12 protein-coding genes and 1 pseudogene are annotated in these 15,073 nt (G+C 67.2%); 9 read left to right on the top strand and 4 right to left on the bottom strand.

Going from position 1 to position 15,073, the window contains the following annotated elements:
- Positions 1-302: 302 nt before the first annotated feature.
- From TW83_RS10815 to TW83_RS10800, 4 genes are all read left to right on the top strand, one after another.
- Positions 303-2,123 (top strand): ATP-binding protein, encoded by a 1,821-nt coding sequence (locus TW83_RS10815; RefSeq protein WP_162198039.1) that lies wholly within the window; start codon positions 303-305, stop codon positions 2,121-2,123.
- Entirely contained in the window at positions 2,120-3,475 is a 1,356-nt protein-coding gene (locus TW83_RS10810) for a sigma-54 dependent transcriptional regulator (RefSeq protein WP_045982786.1), read from the top strand. Before TW83_RS10815 ends, TW83_RS10810 begins: the two co-directional genes overlap by 4 nt.
- A 193-nt stretch (positions 3,476-3,668) precedes the next feature.
- On the top strand, positions 3,669-4,643 hold the full coding sequence (locus tag TW83_RS10805; protein ID WP_045982785.1) for a TAXI family TRAP transporter solute-binding subunit: 975 nt from the start codon (positions 3,669-3,671) through the stop codon (positions 4,641-4,643).
- Positions 4,644-4,749: 106 nt separating this feature from the next.
- Entirely contained in the window at positions 4,750-6,930 is a 2,181-nt protein-coding gene (locus TW83_RS10800; protein ID WP_045982784.1) for a TRAP transporter permease, read from the top strand.
- A 75-nt stretch (positions 6,931-7,005) separates the two neighbouring features.
- On the opposite strand, the gene ampC is transcribed toward TW83_RS10800, so the two are convergent.
- Complete coding sequence (gene ampC, locus TW83_RS10795; RefSeq protein ID WP_045982783.1) at positions 7,006-8,166, bottom strand: class C beta-lactamase; 1,161 nt, start codon at positions 8,164-8,166, stop codon at positions 7,006-7,008.
- Positions 8,167-8,296: 130 nt separating this feature from the next.
- On the opposite strand from ampC, the gene TW83_RS10790 reads away from it, so the two are divergent.
- On the top strand, positions 8,297-9,184 hold the full coding sequence (locus tag TW83_RS10790; protein WP_045982782.1) for a LysR family transcriptional regulator: 888 nt from the start codon (positions 8,297-8,299) through the stop codon (positions 9,182-9,184).
- A gap of 47 nt (positions 9,185-9,231) precedes the next feature.
- On the opposite strand, the gene TW83_RS10785 is transcribed toward TW83_RS10790, so the two are convergent.
- Complete coding sequence (locus TW83_RS10785) at positions 9,232-9,864, bottom strand: GNAT family N-acetyltransferase (RefSeq protein WP_052714839.1); 633 nt, start codon at positions 9,862-9,864, stop codon at positions 9,232-9,234.
- Between the two features lie 173 nt (positions 9,865-10,037).
- Here TW83_RS10785 and TW83_RS10780 point away from each other — a divergent pair, with 173 nt between their 5' ends.
- The 4 genes from TW83_RS10780 (at position 10,038) to TW83_RS20560 (ending at position 13,658) form a co-directional block, all read left to right on the top strand.
- On the top strand, positions 10,038-10,436 hold the full coding sequence (locus tag TW83_RS10780; protein ID WP_045982781.1) for a VOC family protein: 399 nt from the start codon (positions 10,038-10,040) through the stop codon (positions 10,434-10,436).
- Between the two features lie 644 nt (positions 10,437-11,080).
- A complete protein-coding gene (locus tag TW83_RS10775; protein WP_045982780.1) occupies positions 11,081-12,520 on the top strand; it encodes a cytochrome ubiquinol oxidase subunit I in 1,440 nt (479 codons plus the stop codon).
- Between the two features lie 2 nt (positions 12,521-12,522).
- Entirely contained in the window at positions 12,523-13,554 is a 1,032-nt protein-coding gene (cydB, locus tag TW83_RS10770) for a cytochrome d ubiquinol oxidase subunit II (protein ID WP_045982779.1), read from the top strand.
- A complete protein-coding gene (locus TW83_RS20560) occupies positions 13,554-13,658 on the top strand; it encodes a DUF2474 family protein (RefSeq protein WP_139598676.1) in 105 nt (34 codons plus the stop codon). The genes cydB and TW83_RS20560 overlap by 1 nt, the downstream gene beginning before the upstream one ends.
- On the opposite strand, the gene TW83_RS10765 is transcribed toward TW83_RS20560, so the two are convergent.
- Both TW83_RS10765 and TW83_RS21130 read right to left on the bottom strand, forming a co-directional pair.
- On the bottom strand, positions 13,655-14,341 hold the full coding sequence (locus TW83_RS10765; RefSeq protein WP_045982778.1) for an ATP-binding cassette domain-containing protein: 687 nt from the start codon (positions 14,339-14,341) through the stop codon (positions 13,655-13,657). The two genes, TW83_RS20560 and TW83_RS10765, sit on opposite strands and share 4 nt — an antisense overlap.
- A pseudogene (locus tag TW83_RS21130) lies at positions 14,331-15,073 on the bottom strand (thiamine/thiamine pyrophosphate ABC transporter permease ThiP); the annotation flags it as partial. The gene TW83_RS10765 and the pseudogene TW83_RS21130, both read right to left, overlap by 11 nt.

Below are 15,073 nucleotides of genomic sequence, written 5' to 3'. Positions count from 1 at the left end.
AGCTTTCACGGGGCAACTCAGAAGTCCAGGTCCGCACCGCCGTTATAAACGGCGACGTTGCGCTCGGCATACCCATAACCGAGGCCGTAGGATAAGTCCGTCCGGGAAAAGGGACTCCGACCATAAGCCGATTTGTGTAACAGGGTCGATGGACACCTTCTTCCATTTCCTGCGGAACAAGCGGCGAGCAGAGCATTGCTATAGGTCCCTGAGCGGTTGAACCATCAGCTGATTTCATGGTGTGATGGCGGTCGGGACAAGGGGGCGGGTATCCGATGCGACGGGAGGATGGGCCGCATTCCGTGATCGGCAGGTCTGGCAATGCACGGCGCATCTGGGTCGCGCTGGTGGTCATGACGCTGTGTCTTGCCGGGGCCATCGGCGGAAACGCCCTTTTGGCGCGATACTATATCGTCGCGACGGTGCCACAGGGAGAGAACATCCTGCGGCTTGCCGTGTCTGGCCTTCGCGGAGAGCTGGCGCGATACGAGCGGTTGCCTGACCTCATGGACCGAAATCCCGTCCTAGTGCGCGCGCTGGCGCCGGATGCGGATCCGGTGCGGTTGGCCGCGGCGAACCTCTATCTGCGCCATCTGGCACGGTTGATGGGGCTATCGGATGCCTATGTCATGGCACCTGACGGCATGACCGTGGCCGCCAGCAACTTCGACCAGGCGTTCAGCTTCGTGGGCGAACGGTTCGACTATCGTCCCTATTTCACCGATGCGCTGGCTGGGGGGCAGGGGCGGTTCTCGGCGCTTGGGACGACCTCGGGCAAGCGGGGGTATTACTTTGGCCGGGCGCTCAGGGACCGGGGGCGGATCGTCGGCGTGCTGGTGCTGAAGGTCGACATGGATGCGATCGAGGACAGCTGGCGTGCCGCCGAATATGAGATGATCGTGACCGACGGCGAGGGGATCGTCTTTCTGGCCAGCCGCCGCGACTGGCAGTTCCGCTCGATCGCGCCGCTGACGCCCCGGACGCGGGCGCGCATCGCCGCCACCCGGCGCTATGACGATGAGCCTTTGCTGATGCTGCCCCTGCGCGTGGCGGGCGAGGCCGCGGGCCATGACATCCGACGGCTGGAGCTGCCCGAGACGCGGCGCGAGTTCCTGACCGTCTCCGAGGCCATGCCCGAGGCCGACTGGACCGTGCATGTGCTGCTGGACACAGCGCCCGCCCGGCGGCAGGCGCTGATCGGGACGCTGGCGGCGCTGATGATCCTGGGCGTGGGGGTGGCGCTGCTGACCGCTTGGGCGCAGCGCCGGGCCCGCCTGCGCGAGCGCCTGTCGATCCAAGCCGAGGCCCAGGCCCAGCTGGAAGGACGCGTCGCTGCCCGCACGGCCGAGCTGGCGCAGCTGAACGCCCGCCTTGGCGCCGAGGTCACGGAACGTCGCGCCACCGAGGCCGAGCTGCGCCGCACGCAGCGTCATCTGGTGCAATCGGCCAAGCTGGCCGCCCTGGGGCAGATGTCGGCAGCCCTGTCGCATGAGCTGAACCAGCCCTTGGGCGCGGTGCGCAACTTTGCCGCCAACGCGGTGACCTATCTGGACCGCGACCGGGCCGCCGATGCCCGTCTGAACCTGACGCGCATCCTGTCGCTGACCGATCGCATGACCGAGATCGGCCGCACCCTGCGCAACTTTGCCCGCAAGCCCAATGCCCAGCTGTCCGATGTGGACCTTCATGACGTGCTGCGCGACGCGCTGGAGGTGATCGCATGGCGCATCGACCGCCAGCCCGTCGCGCTGGTCGTGGACATGCCACCGGGGCCGTTGCGGGTGCGGGCGGGGCCGGTGCGGTTCCAGCAGGTGGTGGTGAACCTGGTCGCCAATGCGCTGGACGCGCTGGACGGCCGGGCCGACAGCGCGATCCGCATCGAGGGGCGGCGGACGGACGGGCGCGTCCTGCTGACCGTCAGCGACAATGGCCCCGGCATCGCACAGGGGCTGGAGGATCGCATCTTCGATCCGTTCTTCTCGACCAAGGGGGTGGGCAGCGGGCTGGGGCTTGGGCTGTCGATCTCTTTTAACATCATCAAGGATTTCGGAGGCGAATTGCGCATTCTTCCCTGCGACCGCGGCGCGGCCTTTCGCATCGACCTGCCCGAGATCGCGCCATGATCGCGGGCCGCATCCTGCTGGTTGATGACGAGCCCGACATGCGCCTGTCGACCGCCCAGGCCCTGGAGCTGGAGGGGTTCGAGGTCGAGGAGGCCTCCGATGCCCAATCCGCGCTGGACCGGGTGGGCTTCGGCTTTGCCGGCATCGTGGTGACCGACATCCGCATGCCAGGCATGGACGGCCTGACCCTGATGAGCCGCATCCGCGAGATCGACGTGGACATCCCGGTGATCCTGGTGACCGGGCATGGCGACATCCAGCTGGCCGTGCGCGCGATGCGCGAAGGGGCCTATGATTTCGTCGAAAAACCATTCGACGGCGCGCAGCTGGCTGAGATCGCGTCCCGCGCGATGGATTACCGCCGGGTCGTGCTGGAGAACCGCGTCCTGCGGGCGGCGGCGGGGCAGGCCGACGACCTGGAGACGCGGCTGGTCGGGCGGTCCAACGTGATGATCGACCTGCGCCGCCGCCTGCGCACCATCGGCCCGACCGAGGCCGACGTGCTGATCGTCGGAGAGACCGGCACCGGCAAGGAGGTCGTGGCCCGCGCGCTGCACGACCTGTCGCCGCGCGCGGGGCGGCCCTTCATCGCCATCGATTGCGCGGCGCTGCCCGCGTCGCTGATCGAATCGGAACTGTTCGGCCACGAGGCGGGCGCCTTTCCCGGCGCCCTGCGCCCGCGTTACGGAAAATTCGAACATGCGCGCGGTGGCACCATCCTGCTGGACGAGATCGGCTCGATGCCCCTGGACGTGCAGGGCAAGCTGCTGCGCGTGGTCCAGGACCGGGTGATGTTCCCCCTGGGCGCGGATGAGGGGCGGGCGCTGGACGTGCGCTTCATCGCGACCTCGCGCCAGCCGCTGGAGGAGGAGGTCGCGGCGGGGCGGTTCCGCGCCGATCTGCTGTACCGGCTGAACGTGGTGACGCTGACCATGCCGCCTTTGTCCGCGCGGCGCGAGGACATCCAGCTTCTGTTCATCAAGCTGGTGCAGGAGGCCGCCGCCCGGCACCGCCGCGCCGCCGTGGCCGTGCCCCCCGCCCTGCTGGCCGAGATCGCCGAACGCGCCTGGCCCGGCAATGTCCGCGAATTGCGCAACGCCGCCGACCGCCACGCTCTGGGCATCGCCCTGCAACCGGCCGAGGATCGCAGCCCCGAACAGCAGCGCTTGGCCCACCGGGTCGCGGCCTTCGAGCGCGACGTGATCGTGGCGACCCTGGCCGCGCATGGCGGGCGGCTGAAGCCGGTCTATGAATCGCTTGGCCTGTCGCGGAAGTCGCTTTACGAAAAGATGCAGAAATACATGATCGACAAGACGCATTACGTCGATGCGGGCGACGATCCGGACCCGTGATGGGGGGATTTCCACCCACGCGATGACGCCGATGTTACCGAATCCACCCATCGCCGCGACTAGGCGGCGCTTTTCCCGCGCGCCCGGCGCATGGCGGCATTGCGTGCAGGGCATGGCATGGCCTAGCTGAAGGGGCTTTGTCGGGCCGCCACGCGCAAGACGTGCGGCCCCGGAAAAATCTGGGAGGATTTTCATGCGTTTCATGACCGTCGCCGCGACCGTCGCGGCCACCTTCAGCCTGTCGCCCGCCTTTGCCCAGGACGACCGCGCCGACTGGCCCAGCAGCCTGACCATCGGTACCGCCAGCCAGGGCGGCACCTATTTCATCTATGGCACCGGTCTGGCCGGACTGATCAGCCAGAACCTGGACCTGAACGCCTCGGGCGAGGTCACCGGCGGCCCGGTGCAGAACGCCACCCTGGTCGAGACCGGCGACCACCAGATCGGCCTGGTCACCATGGGCCCCGCCTATGAGGCCTGGACCGGCAACAGCGAACTGGCGCCGGGGGTCGAGCACAAGGCCCTGCGCGCCCTGTTCCCCATGTATCAGACCCCGTTCGAGGCCGTCGCGCTGCAGTCGTCGGGCATCGCGGACGTCACCGACATGGCGGGCAAGCGCGTCTCGGTCGGACCGGCGGGCGGCACTGCCGCCACCTATTGGCCGCGCTTCTTCGAGGTGCTGGGCGTCGACGCGACCATCAGCTATGCCGGGGCCAACGACGCCACGAGCCAGGTCAAGGACGGCCTGATCGACGCCTTCGCCTTTGCGGCCGGCGTGCCGATCAGCGCCTTTGCCCAGATCGCGGCCGAGAACCCGGTCAACATCTTCGGCTTCACCGAGGAGCAGCGCGCGCAGATCCTCGAGGCGATGCCCGAAGTGGCCGCCTTCGAGGTGCCCGGCGGCATGTACCAGGGCTTCCCCGAGGGGCATGGCACGGTCGCCATGTGGAACTTTGCCGTCGCCCATCAGGACATGCCCGAAAGCCTGGCCTATGAGATCACCAAGCTGGTGATGGAAGGCAACGAGGCGATGATGCAGATCCACGCCACCGCCGCCGAGACCCTGCCCGAGAACGTCGACAAGAACACCTTCCTGCCCTACCACCCGGGCGCCGTGCGTTACTTCGACGAGGTCGGGGTCGAAATCCCGGCCGAACTGCGCGGCTGAGCGCATTCTCCGGGGGCTGCGGCCCCCGGACCCTTTTCCCTTTCCCCCATGATCGGACCGACTGCCCGGACCCCGTCCGCGCGGTCCTTGCCGACGGAGACCCCTCATGTCAGTTGATGCTGCATCTGCGGCAGGGACCGGACCCGTCATCGCGCAGGGCGTCGATGACGAACCGATGGCCCCCAACCAGCGCGACCCCCGCGCCGGAACGGGTGTGCTGATCGCGGTCCTCTGCGCCGCCTATACGTTGTTCCACCTGTTCGTCATGGTCGTCTATCCGCTGGAGACCTGGACCTACCGCATGATGCATGTCTGCGGCGGCCTGATCATCGGCTTTCTGACCTATTCCGCGCTGACGCAGCGCAGCGACAGCGCCACCGCCCCCGCACGCCGCGGCATGGCCGAACTGGCCCTGCTGGGCGTGGCGGCCCTGGGCGTGGGCTATGGGCTGGCGGTCATCGCCTATGCCTGGGGCGCCTGGTGGCTGGCCGGGGTGGCGATGCCGCCGGCCTTCGGGTTCCGCACCTACGGCCTGCCGCTGGCCATCGGCACCGGGGCGGCCATCGTCGCGGGCTGGCTCTATTCGTCGCGGGACCGGGGGCGGATCTATCCGGGCGACCTGATCCTGTGCCTGGCCTCGATCGCGGTCCTGGGCTACATCCTGTTCGTCGTGGGCGCGCTGCGCATGCGGGCGGGCACGGCGATGGCGCAGCCGGGCGATCTGTGGGCCGCGGTCACCGGGGTCATGCTGATCCTGGAGCTGACGCGCCGCCTGACGGGCCTCGCGCTGGTGATCATCGTCGCGGTCTTCATCGGCTACAGCTTCCTGGGGCCGTGGCTGCCGGGCTTCCTGAACCATCGGGGCTATACGGCGACGCGGTTCTTCACCTACATCTTCACCGACCAGGGCATCCTGGGCGACCCGATCGCGGTCAGTTCGACCTATATCATCCTGTTCATCGTCTTCGCGGCCTTCCTGCAGGCGTCGAAGGTGGGCGATTACTTCGTGAACTTCGCCTTTGCCTGCGCCGGTCAGGCACGGGGCGGTCCGGCCAAGGTCGCGGTCTTTGCATCGGGCCTGATGGGCATGATCAACGGCACCTCGGCGGGCAACGTGGTGTCCACCGGCTCGCTGACCATTCCGCTGATGAAGAAGGTCGGCTATTCGCCGAAATCCTCGGCCGCGATCGAGGCCACGGCCTCCTCGGGCGGGCAGATCCTGCCGCCGATCATGGGCGCGGGCGCCTTCATCATGGCCGAGGTCACCGGCATCCCCTATACCGACATCGTCATCGCCGCGATCATCCCGGCGCTGCTGTATTTCGTGTCGGTCTATTTCATGGTCGACCTCCAGGCGCTCAAGCTGGACATGAAGGGCCTGCCCCGGTCCGAACTGCCGCAGTTCAAGGTGCTGATCCGCCAGGTGTATCTGTTCCTGCCGATCATCATCCTGATCTATACGCTGTTCGCGGGCTATTCCGTGATCCGGGCGGGTGCGATGGGCATGGCCGCGGCGGCGATGGTCAGCTGGCTGACGCCGCATCGCATGGGCCCGCGCCAGATCTTCAACGCGCTGGACATGGGCGCCAAGATGACCATCCAGATGGTCGCGGTCTGCGCCGCGGCGGGCATCATCGTGGGCGTCATCGCGCTGACCGGGGTGGGGGCGCGCTTCTCGTCGCTGCTTCTGTCGATCGCGGATCAGAACCAGTATCTGGCGATGTTCTTCGCGATGTGCATCTCGATCATCTTGGGGATGGGCATGCCCACCACCGCCGCCTATGCGGTCGCCGCCGCCGTCGTGGCGCCGGGGCTGATCGCCCTGGGGGTGCCGGTGCTGGTCGCGCATTTCTTCGTCTTCTACTATGCGGTGATGTCGGCCATCACGCCGCCGGTGGCCTTGGCCGCCTATGCGGGGGCGGCCCTGTCGGGGTCAGATCCGATGAAGACCAGCGTCGAGGCCTTCCGCCTGGGCCTTGCGGCCTTCATCGTGCCCTTCATGTTCTTCGGCTCTCACGAGCTGCTGATGCAGGGCGAATGGATCGACATCATCCATGCGACGGCCACTGCGCTGCTGGGCATGTTCCTGCTGTCGGCGGGGGTGATCGGCTACTACTTCGGGCACGCGTCGATGGTGGTGCGTCTGGTGCTGATCGGGGCCGCGCTGTCGATGATCGCCGTGGGCTGGGTGACCGACCTCATCGGCCTGTCCGTGGCCGCCGCGCTGTTTCTCTGGCAGCGCCGGATGGTGACGCCTGCAACCCTGACGCATGGCCGCGCCGACTGAAACAAGGCTGCGGCCCCCGGATCGGGGCCGCAGCCGTCATGCTGCCAAGGTCACCTGTGCGTTCAGCACTGCCGTTTACTCTCTGGCGCGCGCCAGCAGTTGCACGATCAGCTCCCGCGTCGCTTCCGCCCGGACCGGGTTGGGATAGTTGCGGTTCGCCAGGACCACGACGCCGATCCGTTCGGACGGCACCATCGCGACGTAAGAGCCAAAACCGTTGGTCGCCCCCGTCTTGTTCAGATAGACGTCCCCCTCCAACTGGCGCGCGTCGACCTTGGTCATGGGTTGCGGCGACATCGCCATGTTCGGTGAATTTCCGGCCGCCAGCGCAGCGGCATCCACGGGCCAGGGATACCCTTCCCAGATCATGGCCTGCGCGTAATGGGCGGTGTCGTAGTCCGACCGGCGCGTCCGGGCCAGCGCTGCCGTGATCTCACCCTCCAACGTAAGATTGCCCAGATGGGCGTCCATGAAACGGGTCATGTCGGTCACCGACGACTTGATGCCATAGGCCTCGGCATCCAGCATGCCGGGGTTGACGCGGATCGGGCTGTCGTCCGTTCTGGAATAACCGAAGGCATAGTGCGGCATCTCGGCGTCGGGGACATCGACGAAGGTGCTGTCCAGCCCCAGTCCGGGAAGAAGGTCACGGGCCAGCGCATCCGTGTAGGTCGTCCCGAACTGCTCTCCCGCGATCAGCCCCAAAAGGCCGATGCTGACATTGGAATAGGCGCGCAGCGTGCCGGCCTCGCCCTGCGGCGTCCAGGCGTTCAGATAGGTCATCAGGCCGTCCATGTCCGTGACCGCGTCGGGCACCTGCAGGGGCAGGCCACCCGTGGCATGGGCGGCAAGGTCGGCCAGCGTCACCGCATCGAAGGCGCTGCCCGCCAGCGCAGGCATCCGGGATGACACCGGGTCCTGCAGGGACAGAAGGCCGCGCTGTTCCGCAAGGGCCGCCAGGGCCACGGTGAACAGCTTGCTGTTCGATCCCAACTCGAACAGCGTGTCGCGGTCGACAGCGCGCGATGCCGCGCGATCGGCCGATCCATCGGTGAAGAAGAACTGCTGTCCGTCCATCGTCACGCCGATGGCGATGCCGGGAATGTCGAACTCCTCGATCACGGGGCGAAAGACGCCTTCGCTGATCTGCTGGAATGCCTGCTCGGTCAGCCCTTGGGCATGGGCGGGGGTGGTCAGCAGCACGGCTGCGACAGCTACGGTTCGGATGATGGTCATGGGATTCCCTCTGGCGTCGGCACGGCGTCGCGACATGAATTAATTTTGCCAGCCAGAGCTATTGTGATCCTTCATGGGCATCAAATCATGGTTTCTTGCCCTATCGTTGAGAAATTCTAATGGATGCGTGATGGATCGGCCCAACATCCCCCTGAATGCGCTGCGGGCCTTCGAAGCCGCGGCCCGGCACCTGACGCTGTCGAAGGCCGCGATCGAACTGTGCGTGACGCAGGCGGCGCTCAGCCACCAGATCCGCAACCTCGAGGAACGCCTTGGCGTGGCCCTGTTCCGGCGTGTGCCCCGAGGGCTGGTGCTGACCGACGAGGGTGCGGCCCTGGCCCCGGTCCTGACCGGATCGCTGGACCTGATCGGCGCGACGCTGGACCGGTTCTCGGGCGGGCGCTATCACGAGGCGTTGCATGTGGGCGTGGTCGGAACCTTTGCGACGGGCTGGCTGATCCCGCGCCTGGCCGGGTTCGAGGCGGCGCATCCCGAGGTGGACCTGCGCATCTTCGCCAACAACAACCGCGTCAGCATTCCGGGCGAAGGGCTTGACCTGGCCATCCGCTTTGGCGACGGGTCGTGGCATGGGCTGCAGGCCACCCGCATCATGAATGCGCCCCTGGCCCCCATGTGCGCCCCGGACCGCGCCAGGACCATGTCCGGCCCCCAGGCGATGCTGGAGCAGCCGCTGCTGCGATCCTATCGGACAGGCGAATGGGAACGGTGGTTCGCGGGGCTGGGCTTGGCCTGCCCGCCCCTGCGGGGGCCGATGCTGGACAGCTCGATCGCCCTGGCGGACATGGCGGCGGAGGGGCACGGGATCGCGCTGCTGCCACCTGCGCTTTTCGGTCACTGGACGGATCGCGGCCGTCTTGTGACCCTGTTCGATCATTCCATTGCCGCAGGCGCCTATTGGCTGACCCGCCTGCAGTCCAGGCCGGAAACCAGCGGAATGCGCAGCTTTCGAGAGTGGCTGTGCCGGGAGGTGGCGGATCAGCCGCCCGCGACGGGCTGACCGCCCCTGCGCGACCGATCAGGTGCGGGGCAAAGCCGTCGTGTCAGTCAGGCCCATGCGACCTTCAGGGGTGGCAGGACGACGATGTCTTCGATGGCATAGGCGATGCCGTCCACCAGCAGGCCGTCTGGCATCTCGTACCCAAGTGGCTGGCATGCGATCTGCCTGAAGCCCAGCATCCGTGCCAGACCTGCGCTGGCCGTGTTGGGCGCGGCATGACCGGTCGTCACCAGACGTGCGTCCAAGGCCCCAAAGGCAGCCCGTATCATCGCGGGCGCCAACTCGGCCCCATATCGCTGGCGGCAGGCAGAGGACCGCACCCAGTACGACAGTCGGAACTGGCCCCGCCGCCACTGCGGGATCAGATCGACGGCGCCGACACAGACGCCCGAGGCCCATGCAAGATAGGACAGCCGCTCGCGTCGTTGTGCAGCCTCCACCGCTTCCGCCAGCCGCTCTGACTGCCACCGGGCATCCCGTTCCTGTCCGGGGTTCCCCATCGTTCTGTGAAACCATGGCAACAATTCTGCATGGCTTTCGCCCCTGGCCCGCGCCACCGCGGCGGCGTCATCAACGCTCGCGGGGCAAAGATCCAGCCGGGATGTCCGAACGATCCGCGACAGGACATATGACGCGGGATCCTTCAGGCGCGCGTAGGGCGGGGGCATGCGCTTCTCCATGGTCTGTGTGCATGATCATCGCCCGGATCGACAGCCATCGGAATAAGACTGCCGTGCGCCGGACACATGTCTGCATTCCCGCCCAGATCGCGAACTGCTACAGGCGGGCTTGTCGCGGACCGGGCTGTGCCCCAGAAACGCGTCGCAACCGTCCCGATGGAAAGCACAATGTCATGCCCGCCCGCATCGCCCACCTGTCCCTGCTGGTCCCGGACTACGACGCGGCGCTCGACTTCTTCTGCCGGATCGGCTTCGAGTGCCGGGAGGATACCGAACTGGGCGACGGCAAGCGATGGGTGCGGATTGCGCCCCCGGGTGGCGATACCGAGATCCTGCTTGCCCGGGCCGTCGGAGACCGCCAGACCGCGTCGATCGGAGAGCAGGGCGGCGGGCGGGTCTGGCTTTTCCTGGAGACGGACGATTTCGCGCGCGACTATCAGCGCCTCCAGGCCGCGGGCGTGACGTTCGAGACGCTTCCGCGCGACGAACCTTACGGGCGTGTCGTCGTCTGGAGGGACCCGTGGGGAAATCGTTGGGACCTGATCGAACATGCCCGTTCCGACCGCGGCTGAAGTCCGCGTCGCGCCGGTATCCTCGATATGGATCGCGGGTCTCAGGACGGCGGCACCGGCGACGCGATCCTCGACGCACCCATCCGCCGCGCCCTCCGCTACGGCCGATGATGTCGCATCTACTGCCTTTCCCCCTCCGGCCATCACGAATCTTGCCCATCCGAGGCTGCAGCACGCCCGCGACCGCCGCCTGATGGATCGTGCGCGTGATGCGCAAACGGAATGCCTTGGACAGCACCCGTGCCACGCGGTCCGTCCTCAAATGACAGCGTCGATGCCACCAGGGCGGGCATAGCAAAATTGCCGGTGCCTCCCGCCGCATGGCGCCAAATTCATTGCTCGGGAAGCACAGTCGCTTCCGGGGGCCGGCAGCGCAGCAATCAAACCCCACCGACCGTCAATGCAGGAACAGGCGGTGGTGCCTCACCCTCTGTGCACCCCTGACATCGGCCCAAGGTGCCACCCGTGACGCAGATGCGCCACAGGGGGGCGGGCGCGACATCGATGCCCTTGCGCGGCCGCGACCAGTAGGAGCACTATGATTCCAAAAGACGATGGGTCCGGTCATGTGCCCGTGGTGCAGGCGGTGACCGGACCGAAACCGACATGCCCGCGGGGCGTGCCCCTGCCGTGAAAGGCCCCCGATGTTCGACAATGCAGATGCTATCCTGCTGGCCCGGATCCAGTTCGCCTTCACGGTCAGCTTCCACTTCCTGTTCCCCGCCTTCACGATCGGGCTGGCCAGCTTTCTGGCGGTCCTGAACGGGCTGTGGCTGTGGACAAAGGACCACAAGTACCTGGATCTGTTCCGATACTGGGTCAAGATCTTTGCCCTGGCTTTTGCCATGGGCGTCGTGTCGGGCATCGTGATGTCCTATCAGTTCGGCACGAACTGGTCAGCCTTTTCCGACAAGGCAGGGCCGGTCATCGGCGCGCCGATGGCCTATGAGGTCCTGTCGGCCTTCTTCCTAGAGGCCGGGTTCCTGGGGATCATGCTGTTCGGGCGCGACCGCGTCGGGCCCACGCTGCACATGATCGCCTGCGCCGCGGTGGCGTTGGGCACGGCGTTCTCGGCCTTCTGGATCCTGTCGGTCAACAGCTGGATGCACACCCCCGCGGGCTTCGAGATCGACCCCGAGACGGGGCAGTTTCTGCCCACCGACTTCTGGCAGGTGATCTTCAACCCGTCCTTTCCGTTCCGCCTGATGCACACGGTGACCGCGGCCTATCTGACCACGGCCTTCATCGTGGGGGGCGTGGCGGCCCTGCACCTGCTGCGCCACCGGCACCGCCGCGACAAGGTTAGCCCGGCCACGCGGACCATGTTCAGCATGGCGATGTGGATGGCCGCGATCTTTGCCCCGGTCCAGATCGTGCTGGGCGATTTCCACGGCATCAACACGCTGGAGCACCAGCCGGCCAAGGTCATGGCGATGGAGGGCCATTTCGAGAGCCATGACGAAGGCGCGCCGCTGTACCTGTTCGGCATCCCGAACCAGGACGAACAGCGCCTGGACTATGCCATCGGCATCCCCAAGCTGTCGTCCCTTATCCTGAAGCACGACCTGAACGCACCGCTTGCGGGCCTGGACACCATCCCGCGCGAGGATCAGCCCCCCGTGGCCATCGTCTTCTGGTCGTTCCGCATCATGGTCGCGCTTGGCTTTGCCATGCTGGGGATCGGGGTCTGGTCGCTGTGGGCGCGCTGGCGGGGGATGCTGTTCGACAGCCCCATGCTGCACCGCGCCGCCCTTGTGATGTCGCCCGCGGGGCTGATCGCCGTACTGGCCGGATGGGTCACGACCGAGGTCGGGCGGCAGCCCTTCACCGTCTATGGTCACCTGCGCACGGTGGACAGCGCCGCACCCCTGGACGCGGCCGCGGTGGGGGCATCGCTGGTGGCCTTCATCATTGTCTATTTCGCGGTCTTTGGGGCGGGGACATACTATATCCTGCGTCTGATGAGCCGCTCTCCGGCGAATAACGAACCGCGGCTGAAGGACGTGACCAACAGCCCGACGCGCACGGCGGGCACCACGCCCGCCCAGCAGCACCCGACCCGCAACGTCCAACCCGGAGAGTGACCATGCCCCTCGCAGAAGGCGTTTCGCTTGATCTGACCGTCATCTGGGCCTTCGTCATCGCCTTTGCGGTGCTGGTCTATGTCGTGCTGGACGGGTTCGACCTGGGCCTGGGCATGCTGTTCGCGGTCGAACCCGAGGGCGAGGACCGCGACATCATGATGAACTCGGTCGCGCCGGTCTGGGACGGGAACGAGACCTGGCTGGTCCTGGGCGGGGGCGGGCTGTTCGCGGCCTTTCCGCTGGCCTATGCGCTGATCCTGCCGGCGCTGTATGCGCCGATCATGGCGATGCTGCTGGCGCTGATCTTCCGCGGCGTCGCGTTCGAGTTCCGCTGGCGCACCAAGCGCTGGCGCAAGGTCTGGGACGTGGCCTTCATCGGCGGATCGGCGGTGGCCGCGCTGGCGCAGGGCATCACCCTGGGCGGGCTGCTGCAGGGTATCGACGTCGACAAGGCCGCGCGCGAATATTCCGGCGGCTGGTGGGACTGGCTGACGCCCTTCACGCTGATGGTCGGCGTCGCGGTCATGGTCGGATACGCCCTTCTGGGCGCGACATGGCTGGTGATGAAGACCGCCGGCCCCCTGCAAGAACGCATGCGCAAGCGGGCCTGGGTGCTGGGTGTCGGCACGGTGATCTTCATGGGCGTGGTCAGCCTGTGGACGCCATTCCTGCAGGACGGCTATTACAGCCGCTGGTTCGGCGGCTGGAACATCATGCTGGCAGCGGGGGTGGGTGCCGCCGTGCTGGGCCTGGCCTTCGGCATGTTCACCTCGCTGATGGTGCGTCATCACGACTACTGGCCGTTCCTCTGCGCGCTGGGGATGTTCATCCTGGGCTTCGTCGGGCTGGGGATCTCTATGTTCCCCTACATCGTCCCGGTGGAGGTCACGATCTGGGAGGCCGCCGCCCCCCGCAACAGCCAGATCTTCATGCTGGTCGGTGCGGCCGTGCTGATCCCGGTGATTCTGACCTATACCGCCTATTCCTATTGGGTGTTCCGCGGAAAGATGGACCCCAAGGAGGGGTACCACTGATGCCGCAATCCCTGCGGCGGCTGGCGTGGTTCGTGGCGATCTGGCTGGCCAGCGTGGCGGTGATCGGCACCGTCGCCTGGATCATCCGCCTGTGGATCGCCTAGCCCAGATAGGCGCGCAGTCCCGGCGGCGGATTGTCCAGCAGCGGCCCGGTGGGGCGGGGGGCGTGCACCGCGCCATCCTCGACCACCAGGGTGTCGGGCGCAAAGGCCCGCGCATCGGCCGGATCATGGGTCACCATCAGCACCGTCGTGTCGGACGCCACCTGCGCCAGCAGGGTCAGCATCTCCGACTTCAGCGCCGGACCAAGCGCCGCGAAGGGTTCGTCCAGAAGAAGCAGGGGTCGTGCCCGCAGCAGCACCCGGGCCAGCGCGACGCGGCTCTGCTGACCACCCGACAGGGCTGCGGGGCGGCGATCCTGCGTGCCTGACAAACCGACATGGTCCAGCACCTGCGTCACGCGGCGCTGCTGATCCCGGTCCAGACGCAGATCCGGGCGCAGTCCCATCCCCACATTTTGTTTTACGGTTAAATGAGGAAACAAATTGTGGTGTTGAAACAGGATCGACACTGGTCGTTGGCCGGGCGTCATGTCGGTGATATCTTGGCCGTCCCAGATCAGCCGGCCCTTTGTCGGGGCCAGAAACCCCGCCACCAAGGCCAGCAGGGTCGACTTGCCCGACCCCGAGGCGCCGATTACCGCATGGCGACCCTGCGGCACGGTCAGGTCCGCGGTCAGCGTGAAGTCGTCCTGTCGCAGCAGGATGTCGCGGAATTCAAGCGTCACGTCGGCCTCCCCTGTCGAACATCCAGAACAGCCCCAGGCTGAGCCCCATCAGCAGCAGGGCGCAAGCCGCGGCATCGGCCATGCGATAGCCGTTCATCAGCTGGTACAGCATCAGCGGCAGGGTCGGGCGATCCCCTGCGAACAGGGTGATGACGCCCAGATCGCCCATGGCCAGCGCCGCCGCCAGCCCGGCACCAAAGCCCAAGGGGCGCGCCAGACGGGGCAGCACCAGAAGGCGCAGCCGTGCCCAGCCCCGCAGGTCCAGCGATGCGGCAAGCTGGCCGTAATCCTGTTCCAGCGCCCGCGCCGCCGGGATCAGCGCGCGCAGTGCGAAGGGCAGGGCCATCGCCGCGTTGATCAGCGCCGTGACCGGCAGGGCCATCTGCTGGGGCGTGACCGTGCCGCGCAGCAGGATGAACAGCCCCGTGCCCAGCACCAGTGGAGAGGCGATCAGCGGCAGCATGCCTGCGGCCTCGACCCACCGGGCTCCGCCGCGGGCGATGGTCAGTGCCAGTGCCAGCGCCGCCCCAGACGACAGCAGGGCCGACGTCACCGCCATTGCGATGGAACGCAGGGCAGCATCCCAGACCTCGGGCGGCAGGCCGGTCAGGCGCAGCAGGCCCGTGGCCGCGACCGAGATCAGCGGCGCCAGCAGGAACACCGCCGCCGCCGTGATCACCGCTGCATCCGCCAGCCGCCGCCAGCCGCCGGGCGCGGGCGGCCCGCCCACCG

This window comes from Paracoccus sp. S4493 (assembly GCF_000967735.1).
Taxonomy (GTDB): Bacteria; Pseudomonadota; Alphaproteobacteria; order Rhodobacterales; family Rhodobacteraceae; genus Paracoccus; species Paracoccus marcusii.
This window is presented reverse-complemented; position numbering and strand designations above follow the sequence as displayed.

Coding starts and splice junctions, on each gene's coding strand:
- ampC (WP_045982783.1), bottom strand. CDS start 8,166: ATGACCATCATCCGAACCGTAGCTGTCGCAGCCGTGCTGCTGACCACC.
- cydB (WP_045982779.1), top strand. CDS start 12,523: ATGCCCCTCGCAGAAGGCGTTTCGCTTGATCTGACCGTCATCTGGGCC.
- TW83_RS10775 (WP_045982780.1), top strand. CDS start 11,081: ATGTTCGACAATGCAGATGCTATCCTGCTGGCCCGGATCCAGTTCGCC.
- TW83_RS10790 (WP_045982782.1), top strand. CDS start 8,297: ATGGATCGGCCCAACATCCCCCTGAATGCGCTGCGGGCCTTCGAAGCC.
- TW83_RS10785 (WP_052714839.1), bottom strand. CDS start 9,864: ATGGAGAAGCGCATGCCCCCGCCCTACGCGCGCCTGAAGGATCCCGCG.
- TW83_RS10800 (WP_045982784.1), top strand. CDS start 4,750: ATGTCAGTTGATGCTGCATCTGCGGCAGGGACCGGACCCGTCATCGCG.
- TW83_RS20560 (WP_139598676.1), top strand. CDS start 13,554: ATGCCGCAATCCCTGCGGCGGCTGGCGTGGTTCGTGGCGATCTGGCTG.
- TW83_RS10810 (WP_045982786.1), top strand. CDS start 2,120: ATGATCGCGGGCCGCATCCTGCTGGTTGATGACGAGCCCGACATGCGC.
- TW83_RS10805 (WP_045982785.1), top strand. CDS start 3,669: ATGCGTTTCATGACCGTCGCCGCGACCGTCGCGGCCACCTTCAGCCTG.
- TW83_RS10780 (WP_045982781.1), top strand. CDS start 10,038: ATGCCCGCCCGCATCGCCCACCTGTCCCTGCTGGTCCCGGACTACGAC.